The organism is Mycobacterium cajalii, from assembly GCF_045809005.2.
Taxonomy (GTDB): Bacteria; Actinomycetota; Actinomycetes; order Mycobacteriales; family Mycobacteriaceae; genus Mycobacterium.
Window position 1 is genome coordinate 4,327,189 of sequence record NZ_CM141436.1, and the last position, 25,480, is coordinate 4,352,668.

Here is a 25,480-nt window from a genome sequence, read left to right on the forward strand (position 1 = left end):
ACGCCGGGGCACGATTAAAAAGGGTCTTTGGTCCCTACGGGCGTCACAAGCAGGTCACGCCGCCGGCGCGACGCTACCGAGCGGGGACCAGATAGGGCGCGAGGGTGAACAGCTTCTCGCAGGTCTCCTCGAATTCGCGCTCGGGGTCGGACTCCCCGATGATCCCCGCACCGGCCCGCAGCCAGGTCGTGCCGTCGCGCTCGTAGGCGGCCCGCAGCGTCAAAGCCGCGTCCAGGCCCCCGTCCGCCGAAACGGTCACGACGGCACCGGAATACAGGCCGCGCGGGGCGCCGTCGAGGCGCAGGATGGCCTCGACCCCGGCCGCCTTGGGAATGCCCGACGCGGTGACCGCCGGGAAGAGCGCCTCCAGCGCGTCCATCCGGTCGCTCGAGGAGCCCAGGCGCGCGGTGATCGTCGAGCCGAGGTGCTGGACGCTCCCCCGTTCGCGCACCGTCATGAAATCGGTGACCGACGCGGTGCCCGGCTCGGCGATCTCGGTCATCTCCTGCAGCGAGCTGCGCACCGAAATGGCATGCTCCACGATCTCTTTGGAGTTCGACTCCAGATCGGCGCGGGCCCGGCGGTCATGGGCCGCGCCCCGGCCGAACGCGCGCGTCCCGGCCAGCGGCTCGGTGACCACCGCGCCGTCCGCGTAGACGGCGGCGACGAGCTCGGGGCTGTACCCCAGCGCCCGAATCCCGGCCAGCCGCAACAGGAACGACCGCACCGGAGTGTTGTGCCGGCGGCCCAGCCGATAGCTGGCCGGAAAGTCCAGCGCGAAGGGCACTTCCACGCAGCGGGACAGGATCACCTTGTGGTAGCGCGCCGCGGCGATCTCCCCGACGGCGACCGCCACCCGATCGCGGTATCCCGACGAATCGGCGCCCACGTCGATGCCGCGGGCGCCGCGGACGTCGGGCACCCCGTCGCCGAGCAGTCGCAGCACCGCGTCGCGGTGGCCGGGCTCCGCGCCGGCGAGACGGACCTCGCCGCGGGTCACCGCGATGCGGGTGCGGGGCCAGAACAGCCGGGCCAGCGGGGTGTGCGGGGCCAGCCGCTCGCCCAGCCCGTAGCGGTACACGCCGAACTCGAAGGCGACCCAACCGAACAGCTGATCGGTCTCCAGCAGCAGTCGGTCGACGGCCCCGCCCAGGACGGGCCCCGGGCGTCCGGACCATTGGCGACGCCGGGTCAGCCCGTCGCGGGTCACCCGCAACTCGTCGGAGTCCAGCTCGATCATCGCCCGCACACCGCTGGCCAGCACCCACTCGCCGGCGCGTTCGTAGAGCAGGTACTCCTCGCCGGTCCGCTCCGACAGCGCCGCGGCGAGTTCGGCGGCGAGGTCACCGGGGTCGATGTGCGCGGGGAGCGGAATCGGCGATGAAGCGCAGTCCGCGGGACTCGTCTCGACGCCGACCTCGGTCACAATTAGTAAATGTAGCCTAACCTATCCAAGCGCGCGCCACCCGCCCCCGCCGGCGCGGCACCGCGCAACAGCGGGCCCTTTCTCCGGCCCCGGCAGCCCATGCACCAGACCCCCAGGAAACTCTCAGCTCATTCACACCCGGATTGCCACTATCCTCCGCGGTCGCGAATCTTCCTCCGCACGCCTGTGACCGTTGGTTTGCCCGACCAAAAGCCGTTCCGGAAGCGGGAATTCGGCGGCATCGCGCCGCGGCCTCCACGAGTGGCGGTTTGACACCGGCGGGGCTACATTCTTCACGATCTGTCGGGATGTTCGTGGTTTGCTCGCTTGCGGACGGTGCTTCCTCTGATCATTCACGTTTCACGGGAGGCTTCATGCTGCAAGAGTTCTGGAACAACTTCACCCACAACCTGTTCAAGCCGCTGCTGCTGTTCTTCTACTTCGGGTTCCTGATCCCGATCCTGAAGGTGCGGTTCGAGTTCCCCTACGTGATCTACCAGGGCCTGACCATGTATCTGCTGCTGGCCATCGGCTGGCACGGCGGTGAGGAACTGGCCCAGATCGGCGCCTCCAGCGTCGGGGCCATCGTCGGGTTCATGGTGTTGGGGTTCGTGACGAACTTCCTGATCGGCGTGCTGGCCTACGGTTTGCTGAATTTGCTGAGCTCGATGCGACGGGTCGACAAGGCGACCGTCGCCGGCTACTACGCGTCAGACTCGGCCGGCACCTTCGCGACATGCGTGGCCGTGCTGGCGTCGGTCGGTATCGCGTTCAACGCCTACATGCCGGTCATGCTGGCCGTGATGGAGATTCCCGGCTGCCTGGTGGCCCTGTACCTGGTGGCGCGGCTGCGGCACCGGGGCATGGACGCGGACGGGTACATGCCCGAGGAGGCCGGCTACACCGCCCCGGTCAGGGCCGGCATCGGCCCGGGGACGCCGGCGCGGCCCGCCGACGGCCGCAGCCTGCAGGCCGAACACGAGCGCGGTGTCGAGCAGGAGATCGAATTTTCGTTGGAGAAGTCGGACCATCCCGAGGATCTGGACCTGGGCGAGCCGCTGCCGGCCGGCAAGAGGTCCTCCCTGTTCACCCGCGAACTGTTCCAGGAAGTCTTCCTCAACCCGGGCCTCGTCCTGCTCTTCGGCGGCATCATCATCGGCCTCGTCAGTGGATTGCAGGGCCAGAAGGTCGTGGCCGACGACGACAGGTTCTTCGTGCTGGCGTTCCAGGGGGTGCTGTGCCTGTTCCTGCTGGAGATGGGCATGACGGCCTCCCGCAAATTGAAGGACCTCAGGTCGGCCGGGCGCGGCTTCATCATCTTCGGCCTGCTGGCGCCGAACATTTTTGCGCCGCTGGGAATCGTCGTCGCCCACCTGTACGCCTACCTGACCCACACCGACTTCAAGCCGGGGACCTATGTGCTGTTCGCGGTGCTGTGCGGTGCCGCGTCCTACATCGCCGTGCCGGCCGTCCAGCGGCTGGCCATCCCCGAGGCCAGCCCGACCCTGCCGCTGGCCGCATCGCTGGGCCTGACGTTCTCCTACAACGTCACGATCGGCATCCCGCTGTACATCGAGATCGCCCACCTCGTCGGGCACTGGTTCCCGGGCACCTGAGAACTACCCGAGCACCCTGCGCACGACCCCGTCGGCGAGCAGGCGTCCGCGCGGGGTGAGGACGAGCCGGTCCTCCTCGGACACCAGCAGCCCGTCGGCGACCGCGGACTCGGCGCGTTCGCGCTCGGCGGCATCCAGCGCCGCCAGCGGAAGCCCCTGGCGCAGGCGGGTTCTCAACAAGACGTCCTCGGTGTGCAGCGCGTCCGGGCCGAGCTGTTCGAATCCCGCCACGGGCAACCCCGCACCGGCCAGCCTCTCGGCATAGGCATTGGGGTGCTTGACGTTCCACCAGCGCGTCGCCCCCACATAACCGTGCGCCCCCGGCCCGGCTCCCCACCACTGACCGCCGGCCCAGTAGCCGAGGTTGTGCCGGCACTCACCGCCCGGACGCGACCAGTTGGACACCTCGTACCAGTCCATCCCCGCCTCGGTGAGGCGGGCGTCGACCAGCTCGTAGCGGTGCGCGAGCACGTCGTCGTCGGGGGCGGCCAGCTCCCCACGGCGGACCCGCCGGGACAGGGCGGTGCCGTCCTCGACGGTCAGGGCATAGGCGGACACGTGGTCCACGCCGGTGGCCACCGCCGTGTCGACGGAACGCAGCAGGTCGTCGTCGCTTTCCCCGGGTGCCCCGTAGATCAGGTCCAGGCTGACGTGTTCGAAGCCGGCGTCCAGCGCCTCGCGGGCCGCGTCGGCCGACCGGTTCGGCGTATGAATCCGGTCGAGGACGCCCAGCACCCGCGGTGACACCGACTGCATGCCCAGCGACACCCGCGTGTATCCCGCGGCACGGGCCGCCCCGAAGAAGTCCGGCCAGGCCGACTCCGGGTTGGCCTCGGTGGTGACCTCGGCGTCCGGCGCCAGCGCAAAATGCTCCCGCACCATGTCCAGCAGCGCCGCCACGCGCGCGCCACCCAGCAGCGATGGCGTCCCACCGCCGACGAAGACGGTGTCCAGCGTCGGGCCGCCCAGCCGCGCGGCCGCCAGCCCGAGTTCCGTCCCCAGCGCCTGCAGCCAGGCATCGGGGTTGACGCCACCCAACTCGGCCGGGGTGTAGGTGTTGAAATCGCAATAGCCGCAACGGGTTATGCAGAAAGGTACGTGCACATACAACCCGAACGGCAGGTCCGGGCCCGGCTGCAGGCCGGGCAGGTCGACCTGCTCCTCGCGAAGGCTCATGCCAAATGATCCCACGCCCGCGGACCGCGCCGGGCCGGTCGGCCAGCCGTCGGCCGTCAGTCCTCTTCCACCCCGGGGCAACCGCCGCCCTGAGCCTCGACGTAGCCCAGGATGTGTGACAGGGATCCCACCGGTGCCGCGTCCGGGCTGCACGTCGCGCACCGGGGCCACGCGCCGGGGCCCTGGGTGGACATGATCCGGTCCGCGACCTCGACCTGCGCGTCGGGAGCGGCGGCCGACGGCACGCCGTAGCCGCCGTGGGCGTCCCACGTCGGCTGGCTGATCTGCAGGCCGCCGAACAGTCCGTTGCCGGTGTCGGCGGCCCAGTCGCCGCCCGACTCGCACTGCGCGATGGCTTCCCAGTTGACGTCCTCGGCTTTCGAGTAGCTGGTCGAGACCGCCAGCGCGGTGACGAACAGGGCACCCACCATCAGGGTCTGAGCCAGGAATGCGCACACGATGACGCGGATCCCCGCGGGCCTGATCGTCATATCACGCGCACCTTGCTGGCCAGCCAACGGCCGTCGACCTTGGTCATCACCATCTTGACCCGGCTCCGTTCGATCGTGGCCTTCGCACTGGTGCGGGTTTTGACCGACTGGTCGACGAGCATGAGGATCACCGCCCTGGTGGTCGTGGCCTTCTTCACCCATGCCTCCGTGATGGTCCCGCGCACGGTCGCCACGTTCTCCCTGAGCATCCGGTGGAGTTCGGTGCTGGACTTGCCGTAGTGCTCTTTGAAATCGCCGGTCGCGCCGTCGAGGATGTCGCCGTATTTGCCCTCGATCGTCTCGCCGTCGAAGTTGATCAGCTCGCCGATGTAGGCCTGGGCGGCCGCAAGCGCCTGCCTGGCGGCGATGTTGCGCTGGTGCTCCTGGTAGAGCAACTGCCCGCCCAGGCCCGCCACCGCCAGCGCGATGACGACGACCCCGGCCACCAGCCATCGCAAGGCCGGGCGTCTCGGGCGGGAACGACGAGGGGCGCCGGTGCGATTCCGGACGATCCCCGGGAGTCGTTCGGTGATCGCGAAATGCGAAGCACCGACGGGTTTGTTGACGACCAGGTGGGCGCCGCCGCCCTCCACCCGCGATCCGTTCACGATGACCTCAATCCCTCCAGTACCAAGGCGAGGTAATTATCACCAGTAGCAGGTGTCACTTCGGTAACGGAGAGGCGGCTTTTTCGCACGGCCATCGGGACCCCGCGCGCATGCGTGGGCGCCTTCCGTGGCACAATCACGGGCGTGATCGTTGTCGAGCCTCGTCTGCGCGTTGCGCTGGTGGCACGTCGGCACATCGATTTGAAGCGCGTCTGCAGCTGTTGTTGTCTCCGCTGATCTCGTAGACCCGCCCCTGTCAGCAGCCGGCGCCGGATCTGCGCCGCCGCCGGAAATCCTCGGTGAAGTGCGCGTTCACGCCTGCGAACGTTCTTGAAGGACAACCGAGCAGTGATCACAGCAACCCCCCGGGTACGGGAATATCACAAGGCGCCCAACGGTTATCAGACTCGTGCGACGGGTACGCGCCGTTTCGTACCGGGTCCCATCGAAAGCGACAGCGCGACATGGTGTTTGCGCGGGATCATTTCGCCGGAGGAAGCCGCGCAGCACGTCGGTCTCGGTGTGCGCGATGTCACGCACACCATCTGGATGGAGGAAGATCACCTATGACGACCACCGAAGTGTCGGAACTCTCCGAGTCCGAGTTGCGCGAGGTGGCGGCGCGCGGGGCGGCCGACCTGGAAGGCGCCAGCGCCATCGATGTCCTGCGTTGGACGGACGAGACTTTCGGCGGGGTCCGCGGACCCCGCGGCTGGGCGACATGCAACTACGTGGTCGCCTCGAGCATGCAGGATGCGCTGCTCGTGGAGCTGGCCGCGAAGGTGCGACCCGGTGTTCCGGTCGTGTTCCTGGACACCGGATACCACTTCGTGGAGACGATAGGCACCCGCGACGCGGTGGAGTCCGTCTACGACATCCACGTGATCAACGCGACCCCCGAGCACACGGTGGCCGAGCAGGACGCCCTGCTGGGCAAGGACCTCTTCGCCCGCGACCCCGGCGAGTGCTGCCGGCTCCGCAAGGTCGCGCCGTTACGCAAAGCGCTGCAGGGTTATTCGGCGTGGGTGACCGGGTTGCGCCGAGTGGACGCGCCCACTCGCGCCAACGCGCCCGTGGTCAGCTTCGACGAGGCGTTCAAGCTGGTGAAGGTCAGCCCGCTGGTGGACTGGACGGACCGCGACGTCGAGACTTACGTCGCCGAGCACGGGGTGCTGGTGAATCCGCTGATCTACGACGGGTATCCGTCGATCGGCTGCGCTCCCTGCACGGTCCGGCCCGCCGAAGGCGACAACCCGCGCAGCGGCCGCTGGCGGGGAACGGCCAAGACCGAGTGCGGTCTGCACGCGTCGTGAGGCGCGGCGGGATAGGTGCTGGCTGACCGGCTAACGCCGGTGTCGCCGCGATCGGCGGCACGCGGGGTGGGGCGCACGCTGCGCGCTGGATCTTTCGCACCTGTGGCTGCCGCCGAGACCGCCCCGGGGTGCACCGCGGCCGTCATCCGGTGGCCCGCAGGTAGGCCTGGGTGATGGCACCGGTGGCCTTGTCGAACAGCTGCGAATCGACGGCGTCCCAACCTCCGAGGTCGGCGATCGTGAAGAGTTTCGCCGGCACCGGGAACCGGTCGGAGAACTCGGCGGCCACGGCCGGGTCGACGGGACGGAATCCGGCCCGCGCCCACAGGCGCTGCGTCGCGGCGCCGTACTGGAAATTCTTGAACGCGCTGGCCGCATCCAGGTGTGCGCTGGTGGTCACCACTGCGAGCGGGTTGTCGACCCTGACGGTCCGCGGCGGGGTGACGTGCTGCACCGGCTTGCCCTGCCGCTCGGTCGCGAGGGCCTCGTTCTCGGAGCTGATCAGCACGTCACCGCTGCCCTGCACGAAGATGTCGGTCGCCTCCCGCCCCGACTCGGGCCGCAGTTTGACGTGCCCGCTCACCAACTCGTCGACGAAGCCGACGCCGGCTTCCTGGTCGTTGCCGCCGCGGCTCGCGGCCGCATACGGGGCCAGCAGGTTCCACTTCGCGGCGCCGGAACTCAGCGGGCTGGGTGTGATGACCTCGATCCCGGGGCGCAGCAGGTCGTCCCAGTCCCTGATGTTCTTCGGGTTTCCCGCGCGCACCACCAACGTCACCACCGACCCGAACGGGACGCCCCCGGTGGCGTCCTTGTCCCAGGAGGGAGAAACCTTGCCCGCCTTGACCAGTCGGGTGACGTCGGGTCCGACCGAGAAATTCACGACGTCGGCCGGCTTGCCGTCGGCCACCGCGCGGGACTGGTCGGCGGAGGCTCCGTAGGAGGCGACGACCTGCACCCCCTTGCCGTCCTCGGAGGCATTGAACGCCGCGATCACCTTGCTCCAGCCGGGTTCTGGGACGGAGTAGGCGACCAGGTCGATCCTGGTGTGCGCGTTGGCCGGTCCCCCGCCGCCGACGACATCGCCGGCACCGCCCTGGCAGGCGGCGAGCGCACCGACAACCAGGGCGCACGCGACGGCGGGGCGCCAGCGCGACGAGACGACGATGTCGTCGGGCATTGATGACCTTCCGCTGCAGGACTTACGGTTATCGGTCCCGTTGCTGCGGAAAGGCGCCGAGCCTTCGGCAAAAGTCACTGACTCGATACCAGACCGCGCACGGGTGGGGCAGTCAGCGACAACAATGCACGACGACCGAGCGCGTCACCACACCCGATGCCCCGCGCGCTCAGTGGGTCAGCAGCCACGTGACGATGACGAGCACCACGAGAGCGACGAGCACCAGCGTCACGTGCGAACGGGGCATGAACGTTACCGCGGCGACCCGTCGGTGCGACGGAGGCGGCGCATCACACCGATGCCCTTGCCGAGCAGGCCGTCCAGCACCAACGCCGTGAGGTAGGCCACCGCCAGCACGATCGGCATCACCACCATCGCCTGCAGCACGAACGGCAACCCGGAAAGCCACAGTTCGTTGCCGTCCCACCAGTTCAGGAACGCGGTCACCGGGCCCACACTATTCGTCCCCGCCGCCAAAGCCAACGCGCGGCCGACGAGCCGCCCATGCGCCAGGATCTGCCCATGGCTTCCGCCGACGAAACGACCTGCCTCATCGCCGACGGGGGCCCCCGCCGGCATGGTGCTCGGCCTGCTGCTGGCCCGCGCCGGCGTCGACGTCACGGTGATGGAAAAGCACGCCGACTTCCTGCGTGACTTCCGGGGCGGCACCGTGCACGCCAGCACCCTTCCAGCACCCTGCGGTTACTCGACGAACTGGGATTGGGGCCGCGGTTCACCGCGATACCGCACCGCTTCATCGACACCATCCACATGGAGATCCAGAACCAACCGGTCGATCTCGACCTGACGCGGCTGCCAGGCGCACACCGGCACATCGCCCTGGTGCCGCAGTGGGACTTCTTGGAGATGGTCGCGACCGCCGCCGAGGCCGAGCCCTGCTTCCGGTTGTTGCGCACCACCGAGTTGGTCGGCGTGATCCGCGACGGCGACCGCGTCACCGGCGTCACCTACCGTGACCGGGCGGGCGAAACCCGACGGATGCGCGCCGAGCTCACCGTGGCCTGCGACGGCCGCTATTCGACGGTGCGCTCCGCCGCCGGGCCGATCCCACGATCGGGCGAAGCGTGGACGCCGGGCGGGTCGACAGTCGATGATGTCGGCATGGTGCTGCACGCCGAACCCGCCGACCAACCCGTCCCCGCCGACCAACCCGTCCACATCGGGGACGGGCACGAACCGGCACTGCATTCGCCGTTGGCCTCACCGATCGACTTCAGCGCGCCGGCGCCCCTGGCGCCCAATGCCGGGCTGCGCAACCCGTTTCCGCCGATCGCCGACTACGCGTTCCTGTCCGACTGGGAGACGACGTGCCTGATCTCCCCGGCCGGATCGGTGGAATGGCTGTGCGTGCCCCGGCCCGACTCCCCGAGCGTGTTCGGCGCGATCCTGGACCGCAGCGCCGGCCATTTCCGGCTGGGGCCCTACGGGGTTTCGGTTCCGTCGGCCCGCCGCTACCTGCCCGGCAGCCTGATCATGGAGACCACCTGGCAGACCCACACCGGGTGGCTGATCGTGCGCGACGCGCTGGTGATGGGCCCCTGGCACGACGTCGAGCGCCGCTCGCGGACCCACCGCCGCACCCCGATGGACTGGGACGCCGAGCACATCCTGCTGCGCACGGTGCGCTGCGTCAGCGGCACCGTCGAGCTGATGATGAGCTGCGAACCCGCATTCGACTACCACCGCACCGGGGTGACGTGGGAGTACTCGGCGAACGCCTACGGCGAGGCCGTCGCCCGCGCCGCCAAGCAACCCGACGACCATCCCACGCTGCGGCTGACCACCAACCTGCGCATCGGGCTGGAGGGCCGGGAGGCGCGCGCACGCACCCGGATGAAGAAGGGCGACGACGTGTTCGTCGCGCTGAGCTGGACCAAGCACCCGGCGCCGCAGACCTACGAAGAGGCCGCCGACCGGATGTGGCAGACCACCGAGTGCTGGCGCCAGTGGATCAACATCGGCAACTTCCCCGACCACCCGTGGCGGGCGTACCTGCAGCGCAGCGCCCTCACTTTGAAAGGCCTCACCTATTCGCCGACCGGTGCGCTGCTAGCCGCCGCCACCACGTCACTTCCGGAAACGCCTCGGGGCGAACGGAACTGGGACTACCGCTACGCCTGGGTCCGCGACTCGACGTTCGCGTTGTGGGGGCTTTACACGCTCGGCCTCGACCGCGAGGCCGACGACTTCTTCGCGTTCATCGCCGACGTCTCGGGCGCCAACAGCAACGAACGCCATCCGCTGCAGGTGATGTACGGGGTGGGCGGCGAGCGCAGCCTGGTCGAAGAGGAACTGCACCACCTGTCCGGCTACGACGAGGCGCGCCCGGTGCGGATCGGCAACGGCGCCTACGACCAGATCCAGCACGACATCTGGGGCTCGATCCTGGACTCGTTCTACCTGCACTGCAAATCCCGTGAGCAGATTCCGGAAAGCCTGTGGCCGGTGCTCAAGCGGCAGGTGGAGGAGGCGATCAAACACTGGCGCGAGCCCGACCGCGGAATCTGGGAGGTCCGCGGGGAGCCGCAGCACTTCACGTCGTCGAAGGTGATGTGCTGGGTGGCGCTGGACCGCGGCTCCAAGCTGGCCGAGCGGCAGGGCGAGAAAAGCTACGCGCAGCAGTGGCGCGCGATCGCCGAGGAGATCAAGGCCGACATCCTCGAGCACGGTGTCGACCCGCGCGGCGTGTTCACCCAGCGCTACGGCAGCGACGCGCTCGACGCCTCGCTGCTGCTGGTGGTGCTGACCCGGTTCCTGCCGCCGGACGACCCGCGAGTGCGCAACACGGTGCTGGCGATCGCCAACGAGCTCACCGAGGAGGGCCTGGTGTTGCGCTACCGGGTCGAGGAGACCGACGACGGGTTGTCCGGCGAGGAGGGCACGTTCACCATCTGCTCGTTCTGGCTGGTGTCGGCGCTGGTCGAGATCGGCGAGGTGGCCCGCGCCAAGCGGCTGTGCGAGCGACTGCTGGCCTACGCCAGCCCGCTGCACCTCTACGCCGAGGAGATCGAGCCGCGCACCGGCCGGCACCTGGGCAACTTCCCGCAGGCGTTCACCCACCTGGCGCTGATCAACGCGGTCGTCCACGTGATCCGCGCCGAGGAGGAGGCCGACGGTTCGGGGATGTTCCTGCCCGCCAACGCGCCCATGTGAACGGCCGCGTGTCGGCCCGCCCGCGCACAACGGCTCGGCCCTAGGCGATACCATCTGGCAGTGCCTGCCGCGAAGCGCCGAACCTGGATCCTGACCGCATTCCTCTTGCTGGCGATCGCCGCCCTGGCCGGGTGCGGTCACAGCGGCAAGCCCGCCACGACGCCGGGGAACAGCACCTCGGCGGGTTCGCACTGGTCGCGGCCGTCGGCTCCCCCCGACCCGCAGACGTTGCTGCAGGCCGGCGCCGTCGCCGTCACGAAGGTGCCCGGCGGCACGCTGACGTCGATCAGGACCCAGGAGACCGGGAGCTGGCGGGTCCACGTCGTCACCGCCGACGGCACCGAGCAGTCGATGGACGTGTCCTCGGACGGCGTCACGATCCTGGTCGGCCCGACCCCGATGAACCGGAGCGACGCCGACAAGGCCCAGAACCGCGCCCTGGTGCAGGCCGCGACTGTGAACTACCGCACGGCCGTCGAGAAGTTCCTGGCCACGGTGCCCAACGGTTCGATCACCGAGATGCAGCTCGCCGAGACCAACGGCGCCACCGTGTGGGAAGCCGACGTCTGGGACACCTACATCGTCGAGCACAAGGTCACGCTCAACGCGGCGTCCGGGGACGTCATCGCCAACAAGCAGGTCTAGCGGCAGCCGCGCCGAACGCCCTGTGCGGGTTACTTCTTCGCCTTCTCGTCACCGGTGGACAGCGCCGCGACGAACGCCTCCTGCGGCACGTCCACCCGCCCGATGGTCTTCATCCGCTTCTTGCCCTCCTTCTGTTTTTCCAGCAGTTTGCGCTTGCGGGTGATGTCGCCGCCGTAGCACTTGGAGAGCACGTCCTTGCGGATCGCGCGGATATTCTCGCGCGCAATGATTTTCGAGCCGATCGCCGCCTGCACCGGCACCTCGAACTGCTGGCGCGGAATCAGCTCCTTGAGCTTGGTGGTCATCTTGTTGCCGTACGCCGAAGCGCCGTCCTTGTGGACGATCGCGGAGAACGCGTCGACGGCCTCGCCCTGCAACAGGATGTCGACCTTGACCAGATCGGCCTCCTGCTCGCCGGCCTCCTCGTAGTCCAGGCTGGCGTACCCGCGGGTGCGTGACTTCAGCGAGTCGAAGAAGTCGAAGATGATCTCCCCCAGCGGCATCGTGTAGCGCAGTTCCACCCGCTCGGGCGACAGGTAGTCCATGCCGCCCAGCTCGCCGCGGCGGGACTGACACAACTCCATGATGGTGCCGATGAACTCGCTGGGCGCGATGATGGTGGTCTTGACCACCGGCTCGTAGACGGCGCGGACCTTGCCCTCCGGCCAGTCCGAGGGGTTGGTGACCACGATCTCGGTGCCATCCTCCTTGAGCACCCGGTACACGACGTTCGGCGACGTCGAGATCAGGTCCAGGTCGAACTCGCGCTCGAGGCGTTCGCGGGTGATCTCCATGTGCAGCAGGCCCAGGAAACCGCACCGGAACCCGAAGCCCAGCGCCACCGACGTCTCCGGCTCGTAGGTCAGGGCCGCGTCGTTGAGCTGGAGCTTGTCCAAAGCGTCCCGCAGATCCGGATAGTCGGAGCCGTCCACGGGATACAGACCCGAGTACACCATCGGCTTGGGCTCGCGATAGCCGGTCAGCGCCTCCTTGGCGCCGTGGCGGGCCGTCGTGACGGTGTCGCCGACCTTGGACTGGCGGACGTCCTTGACGCCGGTGATCAGGTAGCCCACCTCGCCCACGCCGAGGCCCTCGCTGGGCTTGGGTTCGGGCGAGACGATGCCGACCTCGAGCAGCTCGTGGGTCGCCCCGGTGGACATCATCAGGATGCGTTCGCGCGGAACGATTTTGCCGTCCACCACCCGCACGTAGGTCACCACGCCGCGGTAGATGTCATAGACCGAGTCGAAGATCATCGCGCGGGTCGGCGCGTCGGCGTCGCCCTGCGGCGGCGGCACCTGGCGGACCACCTCGTCGAGCAGGTGCGCCACGCCCTCGCCGGTCTTGCCGGACACCCGCAGCACGTCGCCGGGCTCGCAGCCGATGATGTGCGCGATCTCCCCGGCGTAGCGGTCGGGATCGGCGGCCGGGAGGTCGATCTTGTTGAGCACCGGGATGATCGTCAGGTCGCGGTCCAGCGCCAGATACAGGTTGGCCAGGGTCTGCGCCTCGATGCCCTGGGCGGCGTCGACCAGCAGCACGGCGCCCTCGCAGGCCTCCAGCGCCCGCGACACCTCGTAGGTGAAGTCGACGTGGCCGGGGGTGTCGATCAGGTGCAGGACGTAGTCGCGATCTGCGGATTTCCACGGTAGCCGCACGTTCTGGGCCTTGATGGTGATCCCGCGCTCCCGCTCGATGTCCATGCGGTCCAGGTACTGAGCCCGCATCGAGCGCTCGTCGACGACGCCGGTGAGCTGCAGCATGCGGTCGGCCAGCGTGGACTTGCCGTGGTCGATGTGGGCGATGATGCAGAAATTCCTGATCTGCGCCGGCGCGGTGAAGGTCTTGTCGGCGAAACTGCTGATGGGAATCTCCTGGTGTACCGATGTTCGGGGATGCGCTGGGCCCGGTCCGCGGGCATGTCCAGGGTATCTACGCGGCGGGGCCGGGACACACTTGGACGCGGTCGGCCCCGGCCGTTCGCGGCTATGCTGCAAAATATGGCTTCTACCCGGAAGCAGTGGAAGACCTTCCAGCAGTTCGCGGAGAACCTCGTCGCCGCCGGGGCTCCGCGGCTGGCCCGGCACATCGAGAACTCGCAGACCGTCCTGCGGGAACTCCAGCAGGCCGTCAAGATCACCGCCAACGTCATCGCCGCGGTCGCGCCGCCACCCCCGGCCGCGGTCACCGCCGGCCGGCCGGTGACCAGCAACAGCTTCCCCACCGCGCAGCGGGCCCGCAGGGTGGTCTACGCCCCCGCGCTGGACGGCCGCGCCGACCCCGGCGAGATCGTGTGGACGTGGGTGGTCTACGAGGACGATCCCACCCGCGGCAAGGACCGCCCGGTGCTCGTGGTGGGCCGGGACCGCGACGTGCTGCTCGGGTTGATGGTGTCCAGCCAGGAGCGCCATGCCGCCGACCCGGGCTGGGTCGGGATCGGCGCGGGCAGTTGGGATTACGAGGGCAGGGAGAGCTGGGTTCGGCTGGACCGGGTGCTCGACGTCCCCGAGGAGGGCATTCGCCGCGAGGGCGCGATCCTGGACCGCGAGACCTTCGACGCGGTGGCCACCCGGCTGCGAGCGGACTACCGCTGGAGCTGACGGGGCGCCGGTCAGCCCTGCGTGATGTAGGAATGCAGCTGCTGCTGCTGAGCCTCGAGCTCTTCCATCCGCGTTTTGACGACGTCGCCGATGCTGACGATGCCGATGAGCTTTTTGCCGTCGAGCACCGGCACGTGGCGCACCCGCTGCGTGGTCATCAGCACGCTGACGGTGTCGACCGTGTCGGCCTTGGTGCAGGTCGCGACCGCGGCCGTCATGATCTTGGACACCGGGCGCGACAACACGCTGGCGCCGTGCGCGTGCAGCTGGCGCACCACGTCACGCTCCGACACGATGCCGACGACCCCCTCGGCGTCGATCACCACCATGGCGCCGATGTTCTGTTCCGCCAGACCGGCGAGCAGTTCTTGGACCGTCGCATCGGGGTTGATCGTCACCACTGCCGCCCCCTTGTTCTTCAAGACGTCCGCGATCCGCATCTGGCCTCCTGCCGGGGGTGATCTGATTCACATCAGGTTACCGCGTCCCCCGCGCCAGGTCGACGGCACGAGCGTGGCCGGGAGATGGCAATCGCACACCACGCGCGCGTCCGGCTTGCGAGGATGACGCCATGATCGAGATCACGCTGCTCGGGACCGGCAGCCCAATCCCCGACCCCGACCGCGCCGGCCCGTCCACCCTGGTGCGGGCCGGCGGCCAGGCGTTGCTGGTGGACTGCGGGCGCGGCGTGCTGCAGCGCGCGGCGGCGGTCGGGGTGGGCGCCGCCGGACTGTCGGCGCTGCTGCTCACCCACCTGCACAGCGACCACATCGGCGATCTCGGCGACCTGCTGATCACCCGCTGGATCAGCACCTTCGCCCCCGATCCGGCGCCGCTGCCGATCATCGGGCCGCCGGGCACCGCCGAAACGGTCGAGGCGACGCTGCAGGCGTTCCGCCACGACATCGGCTACCGGATCGCCCATCACGCCGACCTGAACGCACCGCCGTCGGTGGAGGTTCACGAGCACACCGACGGCCCGGTGTGGGACCGCGACGGCGTGTCGATCCGGGTCGCCGCCACCGATCACCGCCCGGTGGCACCGACCATCGGCTTCCGGATCGAGTACGACGGGGCGTCGGTGGTGCTGGCCGGCGACACGGTGCCCTGCGCCACCCTCGACGCACTGGCCGCCGGCGCCGACGCACTGGTGCACACCGTGATCCGCAAGGACATCGTCGCCAACATCCCCCAGCAGCGGCTGCAGGACATCTGCGATTACCACTCCTCGGTGCAGGAGGCGGCGGCGACGGCGGCCCGCGCCAACGTGGGCACCCTCGTCATGACGCACTACGTGCCGGCGCTGGTGCCCGGTCAGGAGGAGCAGTGGCGCGCGCTCGCGGCCGGCGAGTTCGGTGGCCGGGTCGAGCTCGGCGACGACCTGCACCGGGTGGAGGTCGGCGGCGCGTCGTGACCGTCGTGCGCCGGCACCGGGATCGCCGCACCCTCAAGCCAGGCGGGTGACCTCCACGATCACGTCGAGATCGGTGGCCCCCTCCCCGGAGTAGATGCCTTTGAGCGGGGCGACGTCGGTGTAGTCGCGACCGGCGCCCACGCTGACGTATTGCTCGTTGATCCCGGAGTCGTTGGTGGGGTCATAGCTCCACCAGTCACCGGTCCAGGCCTCGATCCAGGCGTGGCTGCGCCCGTCGACGGTGTCCCCGACGACGGCGTCGCTCCTGGGGTGCAGGTAACCCGACACGTAACGTCCCGGAATTCCCATGCCGCGCAGCAGCATCAACGACAGATGCACGAAGTCCTGGCCCACGCCCCGGCCCTCGCTCAACGCGTCCAGCCCCGAGGAATGCACGCTGGTGGTTCCCGGCAGGTAGTCCAGCGCGCCGCGCACCCACTCGGCCGCGGCGACGACGGCGTCGGCGGGCGCGTGACTTTTCGCGATCTTCTTGCCCACCGCCCCGAGGCGCTTGCTGGCCGGGGTGTGCGGGGTCGGCCGGAGCAACTCGTCGAACCGGTCGATCACGGCCTCGGAGCGCAAGTCGCTCCAGTCCGCGTCGCCGGCCGGCGGCTCCTGCGGCTCCGTCTCCACGACCGAGGACGACATCACCGTCAGGTCGGCGTGCGGCGCGTGCAGGTCGAACGCCGTGACGGCGGTACCCCAGTAGTCGATGTAGCGGTAGGACCGGGAGGCCGGGATGGTTTCGACCCGGTTGAGGATGACGTTCTGCCTGCCGTTCGACCGCGGCGTCAGCCGGGCTTCGTTGTAGGAGGCGGTCACCGGCGCTTGATAGGCGTAGCCCGTGGTGTGCACCACCCGCATCCGCCACATCAGGGCTCCCCCGCCTTGCCGACCAACCGGCCGTTGTGGCCGGCATCCGACCACGCCACCCACGGGGTGACGTGAAAGTACTGCAGCGCCAACGCTTCCCCGACGTCGTGGCAGGTCCGCTGCAGGCTCGCCAGGCGCGTGTCCAACGATTCGAGCAGCACGCCGGGCTGCACGAACTCCAGCTCGCTGCGGGCCTGGCCGAGCAGTCGTTGCGGCTCGATGGTCGCCCCGACCCGGCTCTGCGGATTGTGCAGCAACTCCTCGAGGTTGTGCTCGGCCAGCCGCAGCGAGTAGAACACCGAACGCGGGAACAGCCGGTCGAGCAGCATGAACTCGACCACCCGGCCCGCGTCCAGCACCCCGCGGTAGGTACGCAGGTAGGTGTCGTGGGCACCCGCCGAGCGCAACAACGTCACCCAGGCCGGCGACGAGGCGCTGTCCCCGACCCGCGACAGCAACAGCCGCACCGTCATGTCGACACGCTCGATGGCGCGACCCAACAGCATGAACCGGTACCCGTCGTCACGGGAGAGCGTCGAGTCGGCCAAGCCGGCGAACATCGCCGCGCGGCCCTCGATGAATGACAGAAACTCGTGCGGCCCAAGACGTTTGGCGGCACGCTGCCGCTCGGGCAGGGCATGGTAGGTGGTATTCAGGCACTCCCAGATCTCGCTGGACGTCACTTCCCGCGCCGACTTCGCGTTCTCCCGCGCGGCCGTGATCGCGTCGACGATCGAGGATCCCCCGGAAAGGTCGCTGCCGTAGGCCACCAGGTCGGTCAACGACCACACGTCCAGGTCGTGGGCCGGAGGCTCGATCCCCAGCACCCGCAGCAACACCCGCGACGCCTGGTCGGGGTCGACGCTGGAATCCTCCAGCAGCTGGTGCAGGGCGACGTCGAGAATCCGCGCGGTGTCGTCGGCGCGCTCGACGTACCGTCCGATCCAGTACAGCGCCTCGGCGTTGCGGGCCAGCATCAGCGGGGCGCTTCCGTGCGTTGCTGCTGCTTCCGCTGCGGTTGCTCGGCCTGGCGCTGTTTCCGCTTCGCCTGACCGTCGGGCGCCGGGTCCGGCAGGGAGCGCACCACCCCGGCGGCGCCCAGTTCGCGGTCGGCGGCCGACGCGCGGGGCGCCAGCACCCAGGTGTCCTTGGAGCCGCCGCCCTGGCTGGAGTTGACCACCCGCGAGCCCTCGACGAGGGCCACCCGGGTCAGGCCGCCCGGCAGCACCCACACGTCCTCGCCGTCGTTGACGGCGAAGGGCCGCAGGTCGACGTAGCGGGGAGCCAGGGCGTTGTCCACCTGGGTCGGCACGGTCGACAGTTCCATCATCGGCTGGGCGATCCAGCTGCGCGGGTCGTCGCGGATCTTCTTGGCGACGGCGGCCAATTCCTTGGCGGAGGCCTCCGGACCGAACACGATGCCGTATCCGCCGGACCCCTCGACCGGCTTGAGCACCAATTCGTCGATGCGGTCCAGCACCTCGTCGCGTTCGTCGTCCAGCCAGCACCGTAAGGTCTCGACGTTGGCCAGCAGCGGTTTCTCACCCAGGTAGTACTCGATCATGGTCGGCACATAGGTGTAGACGAGCTTGTCGTCGCCGACGCCGTTGCCGATCGCGCTGGAGATGACGACGTTGCCGGCGCGGGCGGCGTTGACCAGCCCGGCCACCCCCAGCACGGAGTCGCCCCGGAACTGCAGCGGGTCCAGGAAGTCGTCGTCGATGCGCCGGTAGATGACGTCGACCTGGCGCTCCCCGTGGGTGGTGCGCACGTACACCTGATTGTCCCGGCAGAACAGGTCACGGCCCTCGACCAGCTCGACACCCATCTGCCGGGCCAGCAACGAATGCTCGAAATAGGCCGAGTTGTAGACCCCTGGTGTGAGGACGACGACGGTGGGGTCCGCCTCGTTGGTGGCCGCGGAGTTGCGCAGCGCGCGCAGCAGGTGCGCGGCGTAGTCGTCGACGGCGCGCACCCGATGGGTGCCGAACAGGTTCGGGAATACGCGCGCCATGGTGCGGCGGTTCTCCATGACATACGAGACACCCGAGGGCGAGCGCAGGTTGTCCTCGAGCACCCGGAACGTGCCCCGCTCGTCGCGGATCAGGTCGATGCCGGCGACGTGGATGCGGACGCCGTTGGGCGGCTTGATGCCCACGGCCTGACGGTGGAAATGCTCGCAGGAGGTGATCAGGCGTCGCGGGATGACGCCGTCGTTCAGGATTTCCTGGTCCCCGTAGATGTCGTCGAGGTACATCTCGAGGGCCTTGACCCGCTGGATGATGCCGCGCTCCAGCCGGCTCCACTCGGGCGCCGAGATCACCCGCGGCACCAGGTCGAGAGGGAAGGGCCGCTCCTGACCCGACAGCGAGAACGTGATGCCCTGGTCGATGAACGCGCGGGCCAGCGCCTCGGCGCGGGCCTTCAGATCCGAGGCGTCCGCGGGTGCGAGTTCGGCGTGGATGCCCTTGTACGCGGCCCGGACGGCCCCCTGGGCGTCGAACATCTCGTCGAACGCCTTCGAATAGGCGTCGGAGGCGTCGTACCCGCCGAAAATGTGTTCGGCGCGTCGCAGGCCGCGCGGACCGGTTCCGGTCTCCTCCAGCTGGTTCGCGGAATTCACTTCTCAGATGCTGCCTCAAATCGACGACCTGGCAGGCCAAGGGTTCCCCTTTTGGGAAAAAACGTAACCGACTGATAACCTGGGCAGTCGCTGTCGGGGATATCGGATGCCGGTCCCGAGCAACCACCGAATCAAAGAAGGAAACTCAGGCGTGGCCAACATCAAGTCGCAGCAGAAGCGCAACCGCACGAACGAGCGCGCCCGACTGCGTAACAAGTCGGTGAAGTCCTCGCTGCGTACCGCTGTCCGCGCGTTCCGTGAGGCCGCCCACAACGGCGACAAGGAAAAGGCCGCCGAGTTGCTCGTCGCGACCAACCGCAAGCTGGACAAGGCGGCCAGCAAAGGCGTGATTCACAAGAACCAGGCGGCCAACCGGAAGTCGGCGCTGGCCCGCGCCCTCAACAAGATCTGAGGGCCACCGCCCGCCTGCACCGGCCTCAGTCGGCCACCAGCTCGGCGACCCGCCGGACCGCGGATTCCAGCGCGTAGTCGGCGTCCGCGGCGGCCCCCTTCACGTCGGCGTTGAGCGCCGCCACCACCTTCATCGCGGTCGCCACCGAGTCTCGCGACCAGCGCCGGGCCTGTTTCTGGGCCTTCTGCACCCGCCAGGGCGGCATCCCCAGCTGCGCCGCCAAACGGTAGGGATCGCCCGACAGCGGTCCGACCCGCCCGATCGCATGCACGGCTTCGGCCAGCGCGTCGGCGAGCACCACCAGCGGCTCACCCCGCATCATCGCCCACCGCAGCGCCTCGGCGGCGCCCGCGACGTCGCCGGCCACGGCCTTGTCGGCGATGTCGAAACCCTTCACCTCGGCCTTGCCGCTGTGGTAGCGCCGCACCGCGGCGACGTCGACGGCCCCGCCGGTGTCGGCGACCAGCTGCGAGCAGGCCGATGCCAGTTCGCGGAGATCGGAGCCGACCGCGTCCAGCAGCGCGGTGACCGTGCGCTCGTCGACCTTGGCGCGCAGGGCACGGAACTCCTTGCGGACGAAGTCGACGCGTTCGGCGGCCTTGGCGATCCGCGCGCACGGATGCACCTCGGCACCGAGCGACTGCAGGTCCTTGGCCAGCGCCTTGGCGCGTCCCCCGCCGGAATGCACCACCACCAGCACGGTGCCCGGCGGGAGGTCGGCGGCCGCCGAGGCGATCACCCCGACCGCCTCCTTGCCCGCTTCGGCGGCGGCCTCGAGCACGACGATGCGCTCGTCGGCGAACAGCGACGGGCTCAGCAGCTCGGCGAGCTCGTAGGTACTGACCTCACCGGCCCGCATCCGGTTGACCGGAACGTCGTTCGTGCCCGCCCGCTTGCGCGCCGCCCGCAGCACGTCGGCCACGGCCCGCTCGACCAGCAGATCCTCGTCTCCCAAGACCAGGTGCAACGCCGAAACCTCACTCACCCCACGATGGTGTCACGGGATTGTGACCAGGGACCGACCAGTCCCGACAGCGACCAGGCCAGCAGGCACAGCACAAGGAGCCCGCCGGCGTATCCGGCCGCCACACGAAACCGCCGCCGCCTCCCCAGCAGCACGACCGAGACCGCCAACATCGCCGTGGCACCGCCGACCACCAGCACGCCCGCCGCGCCGGACGGCACGGGCACGCTGGCCGCGGGCACCGCGGCCGCCCACCGCGCGACACCCAGGACCCACCACAGCTCGGGCCCGGTGAACCGGATCAGCAGCCGCGCACCGGCCGGCCACAGCGGGTCGAGCGCGGCCCCGGCGGTGCCCAGCACGGTGATCGGGGCGATCACCGGGGCCACCGCGAGGTTGGCCCCGGCGGCCACCAAACTGACCCGGCCCGAGATACCGGCCACTAGCGGAGCCGTCACCGCGTGGGCGGCCCAGGCGACGGCGAACGCGTCCGCCGCCGTCCGGGGCCATCCTCTGGCGACCAGGCGCCGCGACCAGGCCGGCGCGATCACCACCAGCGCGGCGGTCGCCAGCACCGACAGCGCGAACCCCACGTCGACCGCCAGCTGGGGAGCGAGAGCCACGAGCACCAGCACCGTGGCGGCCAGGGCCGGGACCGCCTGCCGCCGGCGCGCCGACAGCATGCCCGCCAGCGTGATCGCCCCCATCACCGCCGCCCGCAGCACGCTCGCCGTCGGCTGGACGACGATGACGAACGCGACCAGCGCCACCGCGGCAAGCGCGACAGCCGCGCGTGGCCCGAGCAGCCGCGCCGAGAACAGCACCGCCGCGCAGACGATGGTGACGTTGGCCCCGGACACCGCCGTCAGATGCGTCATTCCCGCCGCCCGGAATTCGCGGCCGATCTCGGCGGTCACCGCCGAGGTGTCGCCGAGGACAAGGGCGGGCAGCATCGCCCCCTGGGCCGCGGGCAGCGCGTCGCGGGCGGCGGCCGCGAAGCGCATTCGCACGGCGTGAGCCGCCCGCTGCACCGCACCGGCGGTGCCCACGGTCGGCCGGCCCGAGGCGTTGAGCACGGCGACGGTCAAGTCGTGGCGGCCCGGCCGTCCGATGCGGGCGGTGAACCGCACCGGTTGACCCACCATCACGTCGCCGAAGTCGGAGGCCCGGGCGAAAACGACCACGCGGCCCGACATGTCGTCGGCCCGCACGCGCACGAGGTCGGCACGGAACATCAGCCGTGCGCTCCCGAGCGGCACCGGGCTCTCGGTGGGGGTGACCGTCACCGGGGCCGCCGTCCCGAACGCGGCGGCAATCGGATGGCGCGCCAGCGCGTCGCAGCGCAGGGCGATCGCGAACCCGAATCCGGTGCCCACGACCGCGACGGCGAGCAGTCCGGCGCTGAACGCCCGCAGGCGCGGGTACGCGCCGGAATGGCCCGCCGCGTAGCAGGCCAACACGCCGGCGGCCGCGAGCAGCACGACGCAGCACCACGCCAGCGCCCGCCCTACTGGCCACACGATCCCCGCGGCGGTCACCACCCAGCCGGTGAGCGCGGCCGGCACCAGGCGGACGTCGACCCGCGCCGGCGCCGGTTCGCCGGGGGTGGGCAACCCGGGCCCGCGTAGGTCAGACGCGGACCAGGGCACGCAGCTTCTCCAGCCGTGCCGGGCCGATGCCGTCGACGTCGGCGAGCTGGTCGACGCTGGTGAACTTGCCGTTGGCCTGCCGCCACGCCACGATCGCGGCGGCGGTGACCGGCCCGACCCCCGGGAGGGTGTCGAGCTGCTCGACGGTTGCGGCGTTGAGGTCGAGCGCCTGGCCCGGCTTCGGTTTCGCCGGCCCCGATGCCGGCGCCCCCGGGGCCGGCGCCGGGCCGGAGGCCACCGAGCTGCCCAGCGCCGCCGGCCGGCCCGGCGCCGGCGCGAGCCCCACCACGATCTGTTCGCCGTCGCCGAGCGGGCGGGCCATGTTCAGCCCGATGGTGTCCGCGCCCGCCACCGCACCACCGGCGGCCTGCAGCGCGTCGGCGATACGCGCGCCCGGCGCCAGGGTGACCAAGCCGGGGGTGTGCACCAGCCCAACCACGCTGACGACCACCGGGTGGTCGCCGGCGCCCGGGCTCGCCGACGAGCGGGGACTTGCCGGCGACGCCTTCTCGACCGGGGGAAGCTTGGCCGACATCACCGGGGCGGGCCGGTCACGCACCAACGTGAACACGGTGACCAGCACGGCCAGCGCCGCCACGACCGCCAAGGCGATCGCACCGGCCCGGCCCGGATCGGCGCGCACCCTGGCCACCCAGCCCGGACCCGGCGACGCCTCGGGAAGCCACCGCGGTAGCAACGAATTCTGGTCCTCGTCGGCCCCGCCCCCGGAATCGGCGGAGGGATCGGCGCCCGGGTCGGCATCCGGGTCGGCGGCGAGTCGCCGGTGCAGTCGCTCGGCGGGAAGGTCTGTGCGCATGCGCCGACCGTAGGCGCGCCCGCCGCCGCAACGGCCGCGCACAACGGCGTCGGCGGCCCGATCTGTGGATTAACCCGAGGCTGTGGACAACGCCCGCAACGGATGGGTCAAGATGTAAGCCGAGCGAACCACCGCCAACCGAAAACTCCCTGGCAGCGGGTCGCCGCGTTCCCGAAACGACAGGAGGCCGCCATGCAATTGGCGCTGACACCGGAGGAAGCCGCGTTCCGCGACGAACTCCGCACGTTCTACACGACGAAGATCCCGCGGGAGTTGCGTGAGCGGGGGCGTGCGGGTGCGGCGTCGGCGCGCCGCGACGACATCGTGACCAGCCACAAGATCCTGCACGAGCACGGTCTGGCGGTGCCGAACTGGCCGGTCGAGTGGGGCGGCAAGGACTGGACTCCCACCCAGCACCAGATCTGGGCCGACGAGATGCAGTTGGCGAGCGTTCCGGAGCCGCTCAACTTCAACACCAAGATGGTGGGCCCGGTGATCGCCGAATTCGGTTCCGAGGAGATCAAGAAGCGGTTTCTGCCGCCGACGGCCAGCCTCGACATCTGGTGGTGCCAGGGCTTCTCCGAGCCCGAGGCCGGTTCGGACCTGGCGTCGCTGCGCACGACCGCGGTCCGCGACGGCGACAGCTACGTCGTCAACGGCCAGAAGACCTGGACGACTCTCGGCCAGTACGCGGACTGGATCTTCTGCCTGGTGCGCACCGACCCGCAGGCTCCCAAACGCCAGGCCGGCATCTCGTTCCTGCTCTTCGACATGAAGACCCCGGGCATCACCCTGCGGCCCATCAAGACCATCGACGGCGGCCAGGAGATCAACGAGGTCTTCTTCGAAGACGTCCGCGTGCCGGCCAACCAGCTTGTCGGAGAAGAGAACCAGGGCTGGACCTACGCGAAATTCCTGCTCGGCAACGAGCGCACCGGCATCGCCGGAGTCGGGCGCACCAAAGTGCGCCTCGCCGAGGTGAAGAAATGCGCCGCGGAAACGGGGGTGCTCGATGACCCGCTGTTCGCGGCCCGGCTGGCAGAGGCCGAAAACGAGGTGCTCGCACTGGAACTCACGCAGGCGCGGGTGGTGTCGGACTCCTCCGGCGGCAAGCCCAACCCGGCGTCGTCGGTGCTCAAGCTGCGCGGCAGCCAGTTGCAGCAACTGGCCACCGAATTGCTCGTCGAGGTGGCCGGCGCCGACGCGCTGCCGGCCAACGGGGAAGACATCGCGTCGCCGTCCTGGGCGCAAGACAGTGCGCCGCACTACCTCAACTACCGCAAGACGTCGATCTACGGCGGCAGCAGCGAAGTGCAGCGCAACATCATCGCATCCACCATTCTCGGCCTGTGAACGTTTTGGGATTGTGAGGCAACCATGGACTTTCAACTGAGCGACGAGCAGTCACTGCTCCGCGACACCACCCGCGACCTGCTGGCGCGCACCTATGACCCGGAAAGCCGCAACAAGGTCGTCGGCACCGATCTCGGCTGGAGCCGCGAGGTCTGGAGTCAGCTGGCCGACACCGGGATCCTCGGCCTCGGGTTCGATCCCGAGGAGGCCGGCCAGATCGAGGTCATGGTGGTGCTCAACGAAATCGGGCGCCGGCTCGCCCCGGAACCGGTCCTGCACGCCGCGCTGGGGCCCGGCGCGCTGATCGCCGCGCTGGGCAGCCAGGAGCAGCGGCAACTGCTCGACGACGTCGCCGCCGGACAACGGTTGCTCGCCTTCGCCCATCTCGAGCCGGGTCACCGCACACCGTCGGCCGGCGTGAGCACCAAGGCTGAGCGGCAAGGTGGTTCGTGGACACTCAGCGGCCGGAAGAATCCGGTGCTCGCCGGCGACTGCGCCGAGACCTTGGTGGTCAGCGCCGCGCTGCCGGACGGTGGCACCGGGCTGTTCCTGGTCGACGCGGCCTCGGAAAACACCTCGGTGACCCGTCACCCCTATCGCACCTTCGACGGACAGCGCGGCGCGCAGCTCGACCTCGATTCGGCGCCCGCCGCACCCCTGGGCGAAGCAGCCGACGCGTCGGGCGCCATCCGTGACGCCGTCATCCGCATCCAGTCGGGGTTGTGCGCCGAGGCGGTCGGCGCGATGGACGAAGCGCTGCGGCTGACCACCGACTACCTCACGACCCGCAAGCAGTTCGGCGTCACGCTCAGCAAGTTCCAGGCGCTGACCCAGCGCGCCGCCGACATGTACGTCTCGCTGGAACTGGCCCGCAGCATGAGCCTGTACGCCGCCATGTCGATCGCGGACGGCAACCTCGACCCGGTCATCGCCTCGCGGGCCAAACTGCAGATCGGCCGCTCGGGCCGGCACGTCGCGCAGGAGTCGATCCAGATGCACGGCGGCATCGGCGTGACCGCGGAATACCCGATAGCCCACTATGCGGCGCGGCTCACCGCGATCGAGCACACCCTGGGCACCTCGGGCGACCACCTGCACAACCTGATCGACCACCTCGGCGAGTACGACCTGGCCCGGCTCTAGCGA

26 protein-coding genes are annotated in these 25,480 nt (G+C 69.8%); 12 read left to right on the forward strand and 14 right to left on the reverse strand.

Annotated elements, in window-relative coordinates; all coding sequences use genetic code 11:
• Window positions 1-73: 73 nt before the first annotated feature.
• Window positions 74-1,426 carry a salicylate synthase gene (locus ACJ512_RS20550; RefSeq protein WP_407685312.1) on the reverse strand — a complete coding sequence of 451 codons (1,353 nt, stop codon included), beginning with the start codon at window positions 1,424-1,426 and terminating at the stop codon, window positions 74-76.
• Between the two features lie 374 nt (window positions 1,427-1,800).
• Between ACJ512_RS20550 and ACJ512_RS20555 the strand changes: the two genes are divergently transcribed.
• The gene (locus tag ACJ512_RS20555) at window positions 1,801-3,042 is read left to right on the forward strand and encodes a sodium-dependent bicarbonate transport family permease (RefSeq protein ID WP_407685313.1); all 1,242 of its coding nucleotides are present in this window, start codon (window positions 1,801-1,803) and stop codon (window positions 3,040-3,042) included.
• Window positions 3,043-3,045: 3 nt separating this feature from the next.
• On the opposite strand, the gene hemW is transcribed toward ACJ512_RS20555, so the two are convergent.
• The 3 genes from hemW to ACJ512_RS20570 are packed head-to-tail and all read right to left on the reverse strand — an operon-like array spanning window position 3,046 to window position 5,317.
• The gene (gene hemW / locus ACJ512_RS20560) at window positions 3,046-4,218 is read right to left on the reverse strand and encodes a radical SAM family heme chaperone HemW (protein ID WP_407685314.1); all 1,173 of its coding nucleotides are present in this window, start codon (window positions 4,216-4,218) and stop codon (window positions 3,046-3,048) included.
• Between the two features lie 56 nt (window positions 4,219-4,274).
• Window positions 4,275-4,709 (reverse strand): transglycosylase family protein, encoded by a 435-nt coding sequence (locus ACJ512_RS20565; RefSeq protein WP_407685315.1) that lies wholly within the window; start codon window positions 4,707-4,709, stop codon window positions 4,275-4,277.
• Window positions 4,706-5,317: a hypothetical protein gene (locus tag ACJ512_RS20570; protein WP_407685316.1), complete on the reverse strand. Its 612-nt coding sequence runs from the start codon at window positions 5,315-5,317 to the stop codon at window positions 4,706-4,708. Before ACJ512_RS20570 ends, ACJ512_RS20565 begins: the two co-directional genes overlap by 4 nt.
• Window positions 5,318-5,497: 180 nt before the next feature.
• Here ACJ512_RS20570 and ACJ512_RS20575 point away from each other — a divergent pair, with 180 nt between their 5' ends.
• The 3 genes from ACJ512_RS20575 (at window position 5,498) to ACJ512_RS20585 (ending at window position 6,630) form a co-directional block, all read left to right on the forward strand.
• On the forward strand, window positions 5,498-5,554 hold the full coding sequence (locus ACJ512_RS20575) for a hypothetical protein (protein ID WP_407685339.1): 57 nt from the start codon (window positions 5,498-5,500) through the stop codon (window positions 5,552-5,554).
• Window positions 5,555-5,665: 111 nt separating this feature from the next.
• Window positions 5,666-5,887 (forward strand): hypothetical protein, encoded by a 222-nt coding sequence (locus ACJ512_RS20580; RefSeq protein ID WP_407685317.1) that lies wholly within the window; start codon window positions 5,666-5,668, stop codon window positions 5,885-5,887.
• A complete protein-coding gene (locus ACJ512_RS20585; RefSeq protein WP_407685318.1) occupies window positions 5,884-6,630 on the forward strand; it encodes a phosphoadenylyl-sulfate reductase in 747 nt (248 codons plus the stop codon). The genes ACJ512_RS20580 and ACJ512_RS20585 overlap by 4 nt, the downstream gene beginning before the upstream one ends.
• Window positions 6,631-6,772: 142 nt before the next feature.
• Here ACJ512_RS20585 and ACJ512_RS20590 read toward each other — a convergent pair whose 3' ends face one another.
• Window positions 6,773-7,810: a sulfate ABC transporter substrate-binding protein gene (locus ACJ512_RS20590; protein ID WP_407685319.1), complete on the reverse strand. Its 1,038-nt coding sequence runs from the start codon at window positions 7,808-7,810 to the stop codon at window positions 6,773-6,775.
• A 252-nt stretch (window positions 7,811-8,062) separates the two neighbouring features.
• Window positions 8,063-8,266 carry a hypothetical protein gene (locus tag ACJ512_RS20595; protein ID WP_407685340.1) on the reverse strand — a complete coding sequence of 68 codons (204 nt, stop codon included), beginning with the start codon at window positions 8,264-8,266 and terminating at the stop codon, window positions 8,063-8,065.
• Window positions 8,267-8,387: 121 nt separating this feature from the next.
• Here ACJ512_RS20595 and ACJ512_RS20600 point away from each other — a divergent pair, with 121 nt between their 5' ends.
• Genes ACJ512_RS20600 through ACJ512_RS20610 form a run of 3 tightly spaced genes read left to right on the forward strand, consistent with a single transcriptional unit; the run spans window position 8,388 to window position 11,629 of the window.
• Window positions 8,388-8,618 (forward strand): FAD-dependent monooxygenase, encoded by a 231-nt coding sequence (locus tag ACJ512_RS20600; protein WP_407685320.1) that lies wholly within the window; start codon window positions 8,388-8,390, stop codon window positions 8,616-8,618.
• The gene (locus tag ACJ512_RS20605) at window positions 8,531-10,984 is read left to right on the forward strand and encodes a glycoside hydrolase family 15 protein (protein WP_407685321.1); all 2,454 of its coding nucleotides are present in this window, start codon (window positions 8,531-8,533) and stop codon (window positions 10,982-10,984) included. Before ACJ512_RS20600 ends, ACJ512_RS20605 begins: the two co-directional genes overlap by 88 nt.
• 60 nt (window positions 10,985-11,044) lie before the next feature.
• Window positions 11,045-11,629 (forward strand): PepSY domain-containing protein, encoded by a 585-nt coding sequence (locus ACJ512_RS20610; protein ID WP_407685322.1) that lies wholly within the window; start codon window positions 11,045-11,047, stop codon window positions 11,627-11,629.
• Between the two features lie 29 nt (window positions 11,630-11,658).
• Here ACJ512_RS20610 and lepA read toward each other — a convergent pair whose 3' ends face one another.
• Window positions 11,659-13,500 (reverse strand): translation elongation factor 4, encoded by a 1,842-nt coding sequence (lepA, locus tag ACJ512_RS20615; RefSeq protein WP_407685341.1) that lies wholly within the window; start codon window positions 13,498-13,500, stop codon window positions 11,659-11,661.
• A 129-nt stretch (window positions 13,501-13,629) separates the two neighbouring features.
• On the opposite strand from lepA, the gene ACJ512_RS20620 reads away from it, so the two are divergent.
• Window positions 13,630-14,229 (forward strand): type II toxin-antitoxin system PemK/MazF family toxin, encoded by a 600-nt coding sequence (locus tag ACJ512_RS20620; RefSeq protein WP_407685323.1) that lies wholly within the window; start codon window positions 13,630-13,632, stop codon window positions 14,227-14,229.
• 11 nt (window positions 14,230-14,240) lie between these two features.
• On the opposite strand, the gene ACJ512_RS20625 is transcribed toward ACJ512_RS20620, so the two are convergent.
• On the reverse strand, window positions 14,241-14,669 hold the full coding sequence (locus ACJ512_RS20625) for a CBS domain-containing protein (RefSeq protein ID WP_369737959.1): 429 nt from the start codon (window positions 14,667-14,669) through the stop codon (window positions 14,241-14,243).
• Between the two features lie 131 nt (window positions 14,670-14,800).
• On the opposite strand from ACJ512_RS20625, the gene ACJ512_RS20630 reads away from it, so the two are divergent.
• Window positions 14,801-15,643 carry a ribonuclease Z gene (locus tag ACJ512_RS20630; RefSeq protein WP_407685324.1) on the forward strand — a complete coding sequence of 281 codons (843 nt, stop codon included), beginning with the start codon at window positions 14,801-14,803 and terminating at the stop codon, window positions 15,641-15,643.
• Window positions 15,644-15,676: 33 nt separating this feature from the next.
• On the opposite strand, the gene ACJ512_RS20635 is transcribed toward ACJ512_RS20630, so the two are convergent.
• The 3 genes from ACJ512_RS20635 to ACJ512_RS20645 are packed head-to-tail and all read right to left on the reverse strand — an operon-like array spanning window position 15,677 to window position 19,139.
• The gene (locus ACJ512_RS20635; protein WP_407685325.1) at window positions 15,677-16,516 is read right to left on the reverse strand and encodes a transglutaminase family protein; all 840 of its coding nucleotides are present in this window, start codon (window positions 16,514-16,516) and stop codon (window positions 15,677-15,679) included.
• Entirely contained in the window at window positions 16,516-17,493 is a 978-nt protein-coding gene (locus ACJ512_RS20640) for an alpha-E domain-containing protein (protein WP_407685326.1), read from the reverse strand. Before ACJ512_RS20640 ends, ACJ512_RS20635 begins: the two co-directional genes overlap by 1 nt.
• Window positions 17,493-19,139, reverse strand: a complete 1,647-nt coding sequence (locus tag ACJ512_RS20645; protein WP_407685327.1) for a circularly permuted type 2 ATP-grasp protein — start codon at window positions 19,137-19,139, stop codon at window positions 17,493-17,495. Before ACJ512_RS20645 ends, ACJ512_RS20640 begins: the two co-directional genes overlap by 1 nt.
• A 151-nt stretch (window positions 19,140-19,290) precedes the next feature.
• Here ACJ512_RS20645 and rpsT point away from each other — a divergent pair, with 151 nt between their 5' ends.
• Window positions 19,291-19,551 carry a 30S ribosomal protein S20 gene (gene rpsT / locus ACJ512_RS20650; RefSeq protein WP_407685328.1) on the forward strand — a complete coding sequence of 87 codons (261 nt, stop codon included), beginning with the start codon at window positions 19,291-19,293 and terminating at the stop codon, window positions 19,549-19,551.
• Window positions 19,552-19,576: 25 nt separating this feature from the next.
• Here rpsT and holA read toward each other — a convergent pair whose 3' ends face one another.
• From holA to ACJ512_RS20665, 3 genes are read right to left on the reverse strand one after another with little or no spacing between them, the layout of a single operon-like run.
• The gene (gene holA, locus ACJ512_RS20655; protein ID WP_461480146.1) at window positions 19,577-20,518 is read right to left on the reverse strand and encodes a DNA polymerase III subunit delta; all 942 of its coding nucleotides are present in this window, start codon (window positions 20,516-20,518) and stop codon (window positions 19,577-19,579) included.
• Window positions 20,519-20,532: 14 nt separating this feature from the next.
• Entirely contained in the window at window positions 20,533-22,128 is a 1,596-nt protein-coding gene (locus ACJ512_RS20660) for a ComEC/Rec2 family competence protein (RefSeq protein WP_407685342.1), read from the reverse strand.
• 16 nt (window positions 22,129-22,144) lie between these two features.
• Window positions 22,145-22,981, reverse strand: a complete 837-nt coding sequence (locus ACJ512_RS20665) for a ComEA family DNA-binding protein (RefSeq protein WP_407685330.1) — start codon at window positions 22,979-22,981, stop codon at window positions 22,145-22,147.
• Window positions 22,982-23,173: 192 nt separating this feature from the next.
• On the opposite strand from ACJ512_RS20665, the gene ACJ512_RS20670 reads away from it, so the two are divergent.
• Both ACJ512_RS20670 and ACJ512_RS20675 read left to right on the forward strand, forming a co-directional pair.
• Complete coding sequence (locus ACJ512_RS20670) at window positions 23,174-24,334, forward strand: acyl-CoA dehydrogenase family protein (protein WP_407685331.1); 1,161 nt, start codon at window positions 23,174-23,176, stop codon at window positions 24,332-24,334.
• Between the two features lie 24 nt (window positions 24,335-24,358).
• Window positions 24,359-25,477, forward strand: a complete 1,119-nt coding sequence (locus ACJ512_RS20675; RefSeq protein WP_369737946.1) for an acyl-CoA dehydrogenase family protein — start codon at window positions 24,359-24,361, stop codon at window positions 25,475-25,477.
• Window positions 25,478-25,480 lie beyond the last annotated feature (3 nt).

Coding starts and splice junctions, on each gene's coding strand:
- ACJ512_RS20620 (WP_407685323.1), top strand. CDS start 13,630: ATGGCTTCTACCCGGAAGCAGTGGAAGACCTTCCAGCAGTTCGCGGAG.
- ACJ512_RS20665 (WP_407685330.1), bottom strand. CDS start 22,981: ATGCGCACAGACCTTCCCGCCGAGCGACTGCACCGGCGACTCGCCGCC.
- ACJ512_RS20675 (WP_369737946.1), top strand. CDS start 24,359: ATGGACTTTCAACTGAGCGACGAGCAGTCACTGCTCCGCGACACCACC.
- hemW (WP_407685314.1), bottom strand. CDS start 4,218: ATGAGCCTTCGCGAGGAGCAGGTCGACCTGCCCGGCCTGCAGCCGGGC.
- ACJ512_RS20585 (WP_407685318.1), top strand. CDS start 5,884: ATGACGACCACCGAAGTGTCGGAACTCTCCGAGTCCGAGTTGCGCGAG.
- ACJ512_RS20635 (WP_407685325.1), bottom strand. CDS start 16,516: ATGTGGCGGATGCGGGTGGTGCACACCACGGGCTACGCCTATCAAGCG.
- ACJ512_RS20600 (WP_407685320.1), top strand. CDS start 8,388: ATGGTGCTCGGCCTGCTGCTGGCCCGCGCCGGCGTCGACGTCACGGTG.
- ACJ512_RS20670 (WP_407685331.1), top strand. CDS start 23,174: ATGCAATTGGCGCTGACACCGGAGGAAGCCGCGTTCCGCGACGAACTC.
- ACJ512_RS20630 (WP_407685324.1), top strand. CDS start 14,801: ATGATCGAGATCACGCTGCTCGGGACCGGCAGCCCAATCCCCGACCCC.
- ACJ512_RS20590 (WP_407685319.1), bottom strand. CDS start 7,810: ATGCCCGACGACATCGTCGTCTCGTCGCGCTGGCGCCCCGCCGTCGCG.
- ACJ512_RS20625 (WP_369737959.1), bottom strand. CDS start 14,669: ATGCGGATCGCGGACGTCTTGAAGAACAAGGGGGCGGCAGTGGTGACG.
- ACJ512_RS20565 (WP_407685315.1), bottom strand. CDS start 4,709: ATGACGATCAGGCCCGCGGGGATCCGCGTCATCGTGTGCGCATTCCTG.
- ACJ512_RS20555 (WP_407685313.1), top strand. CDS start 1,801: ATGCTGCAAGAGTTCTGGAACAACTTCACCCACAACCTGTTCAAGCCG.
- ACJ512_RS20640 (WP_407685326.1), bottom strand. CDS start 17,493: ATGCTGGCCCGCAACGCCGAGGCGCTGTACTGGATCGGACGGTACGTC.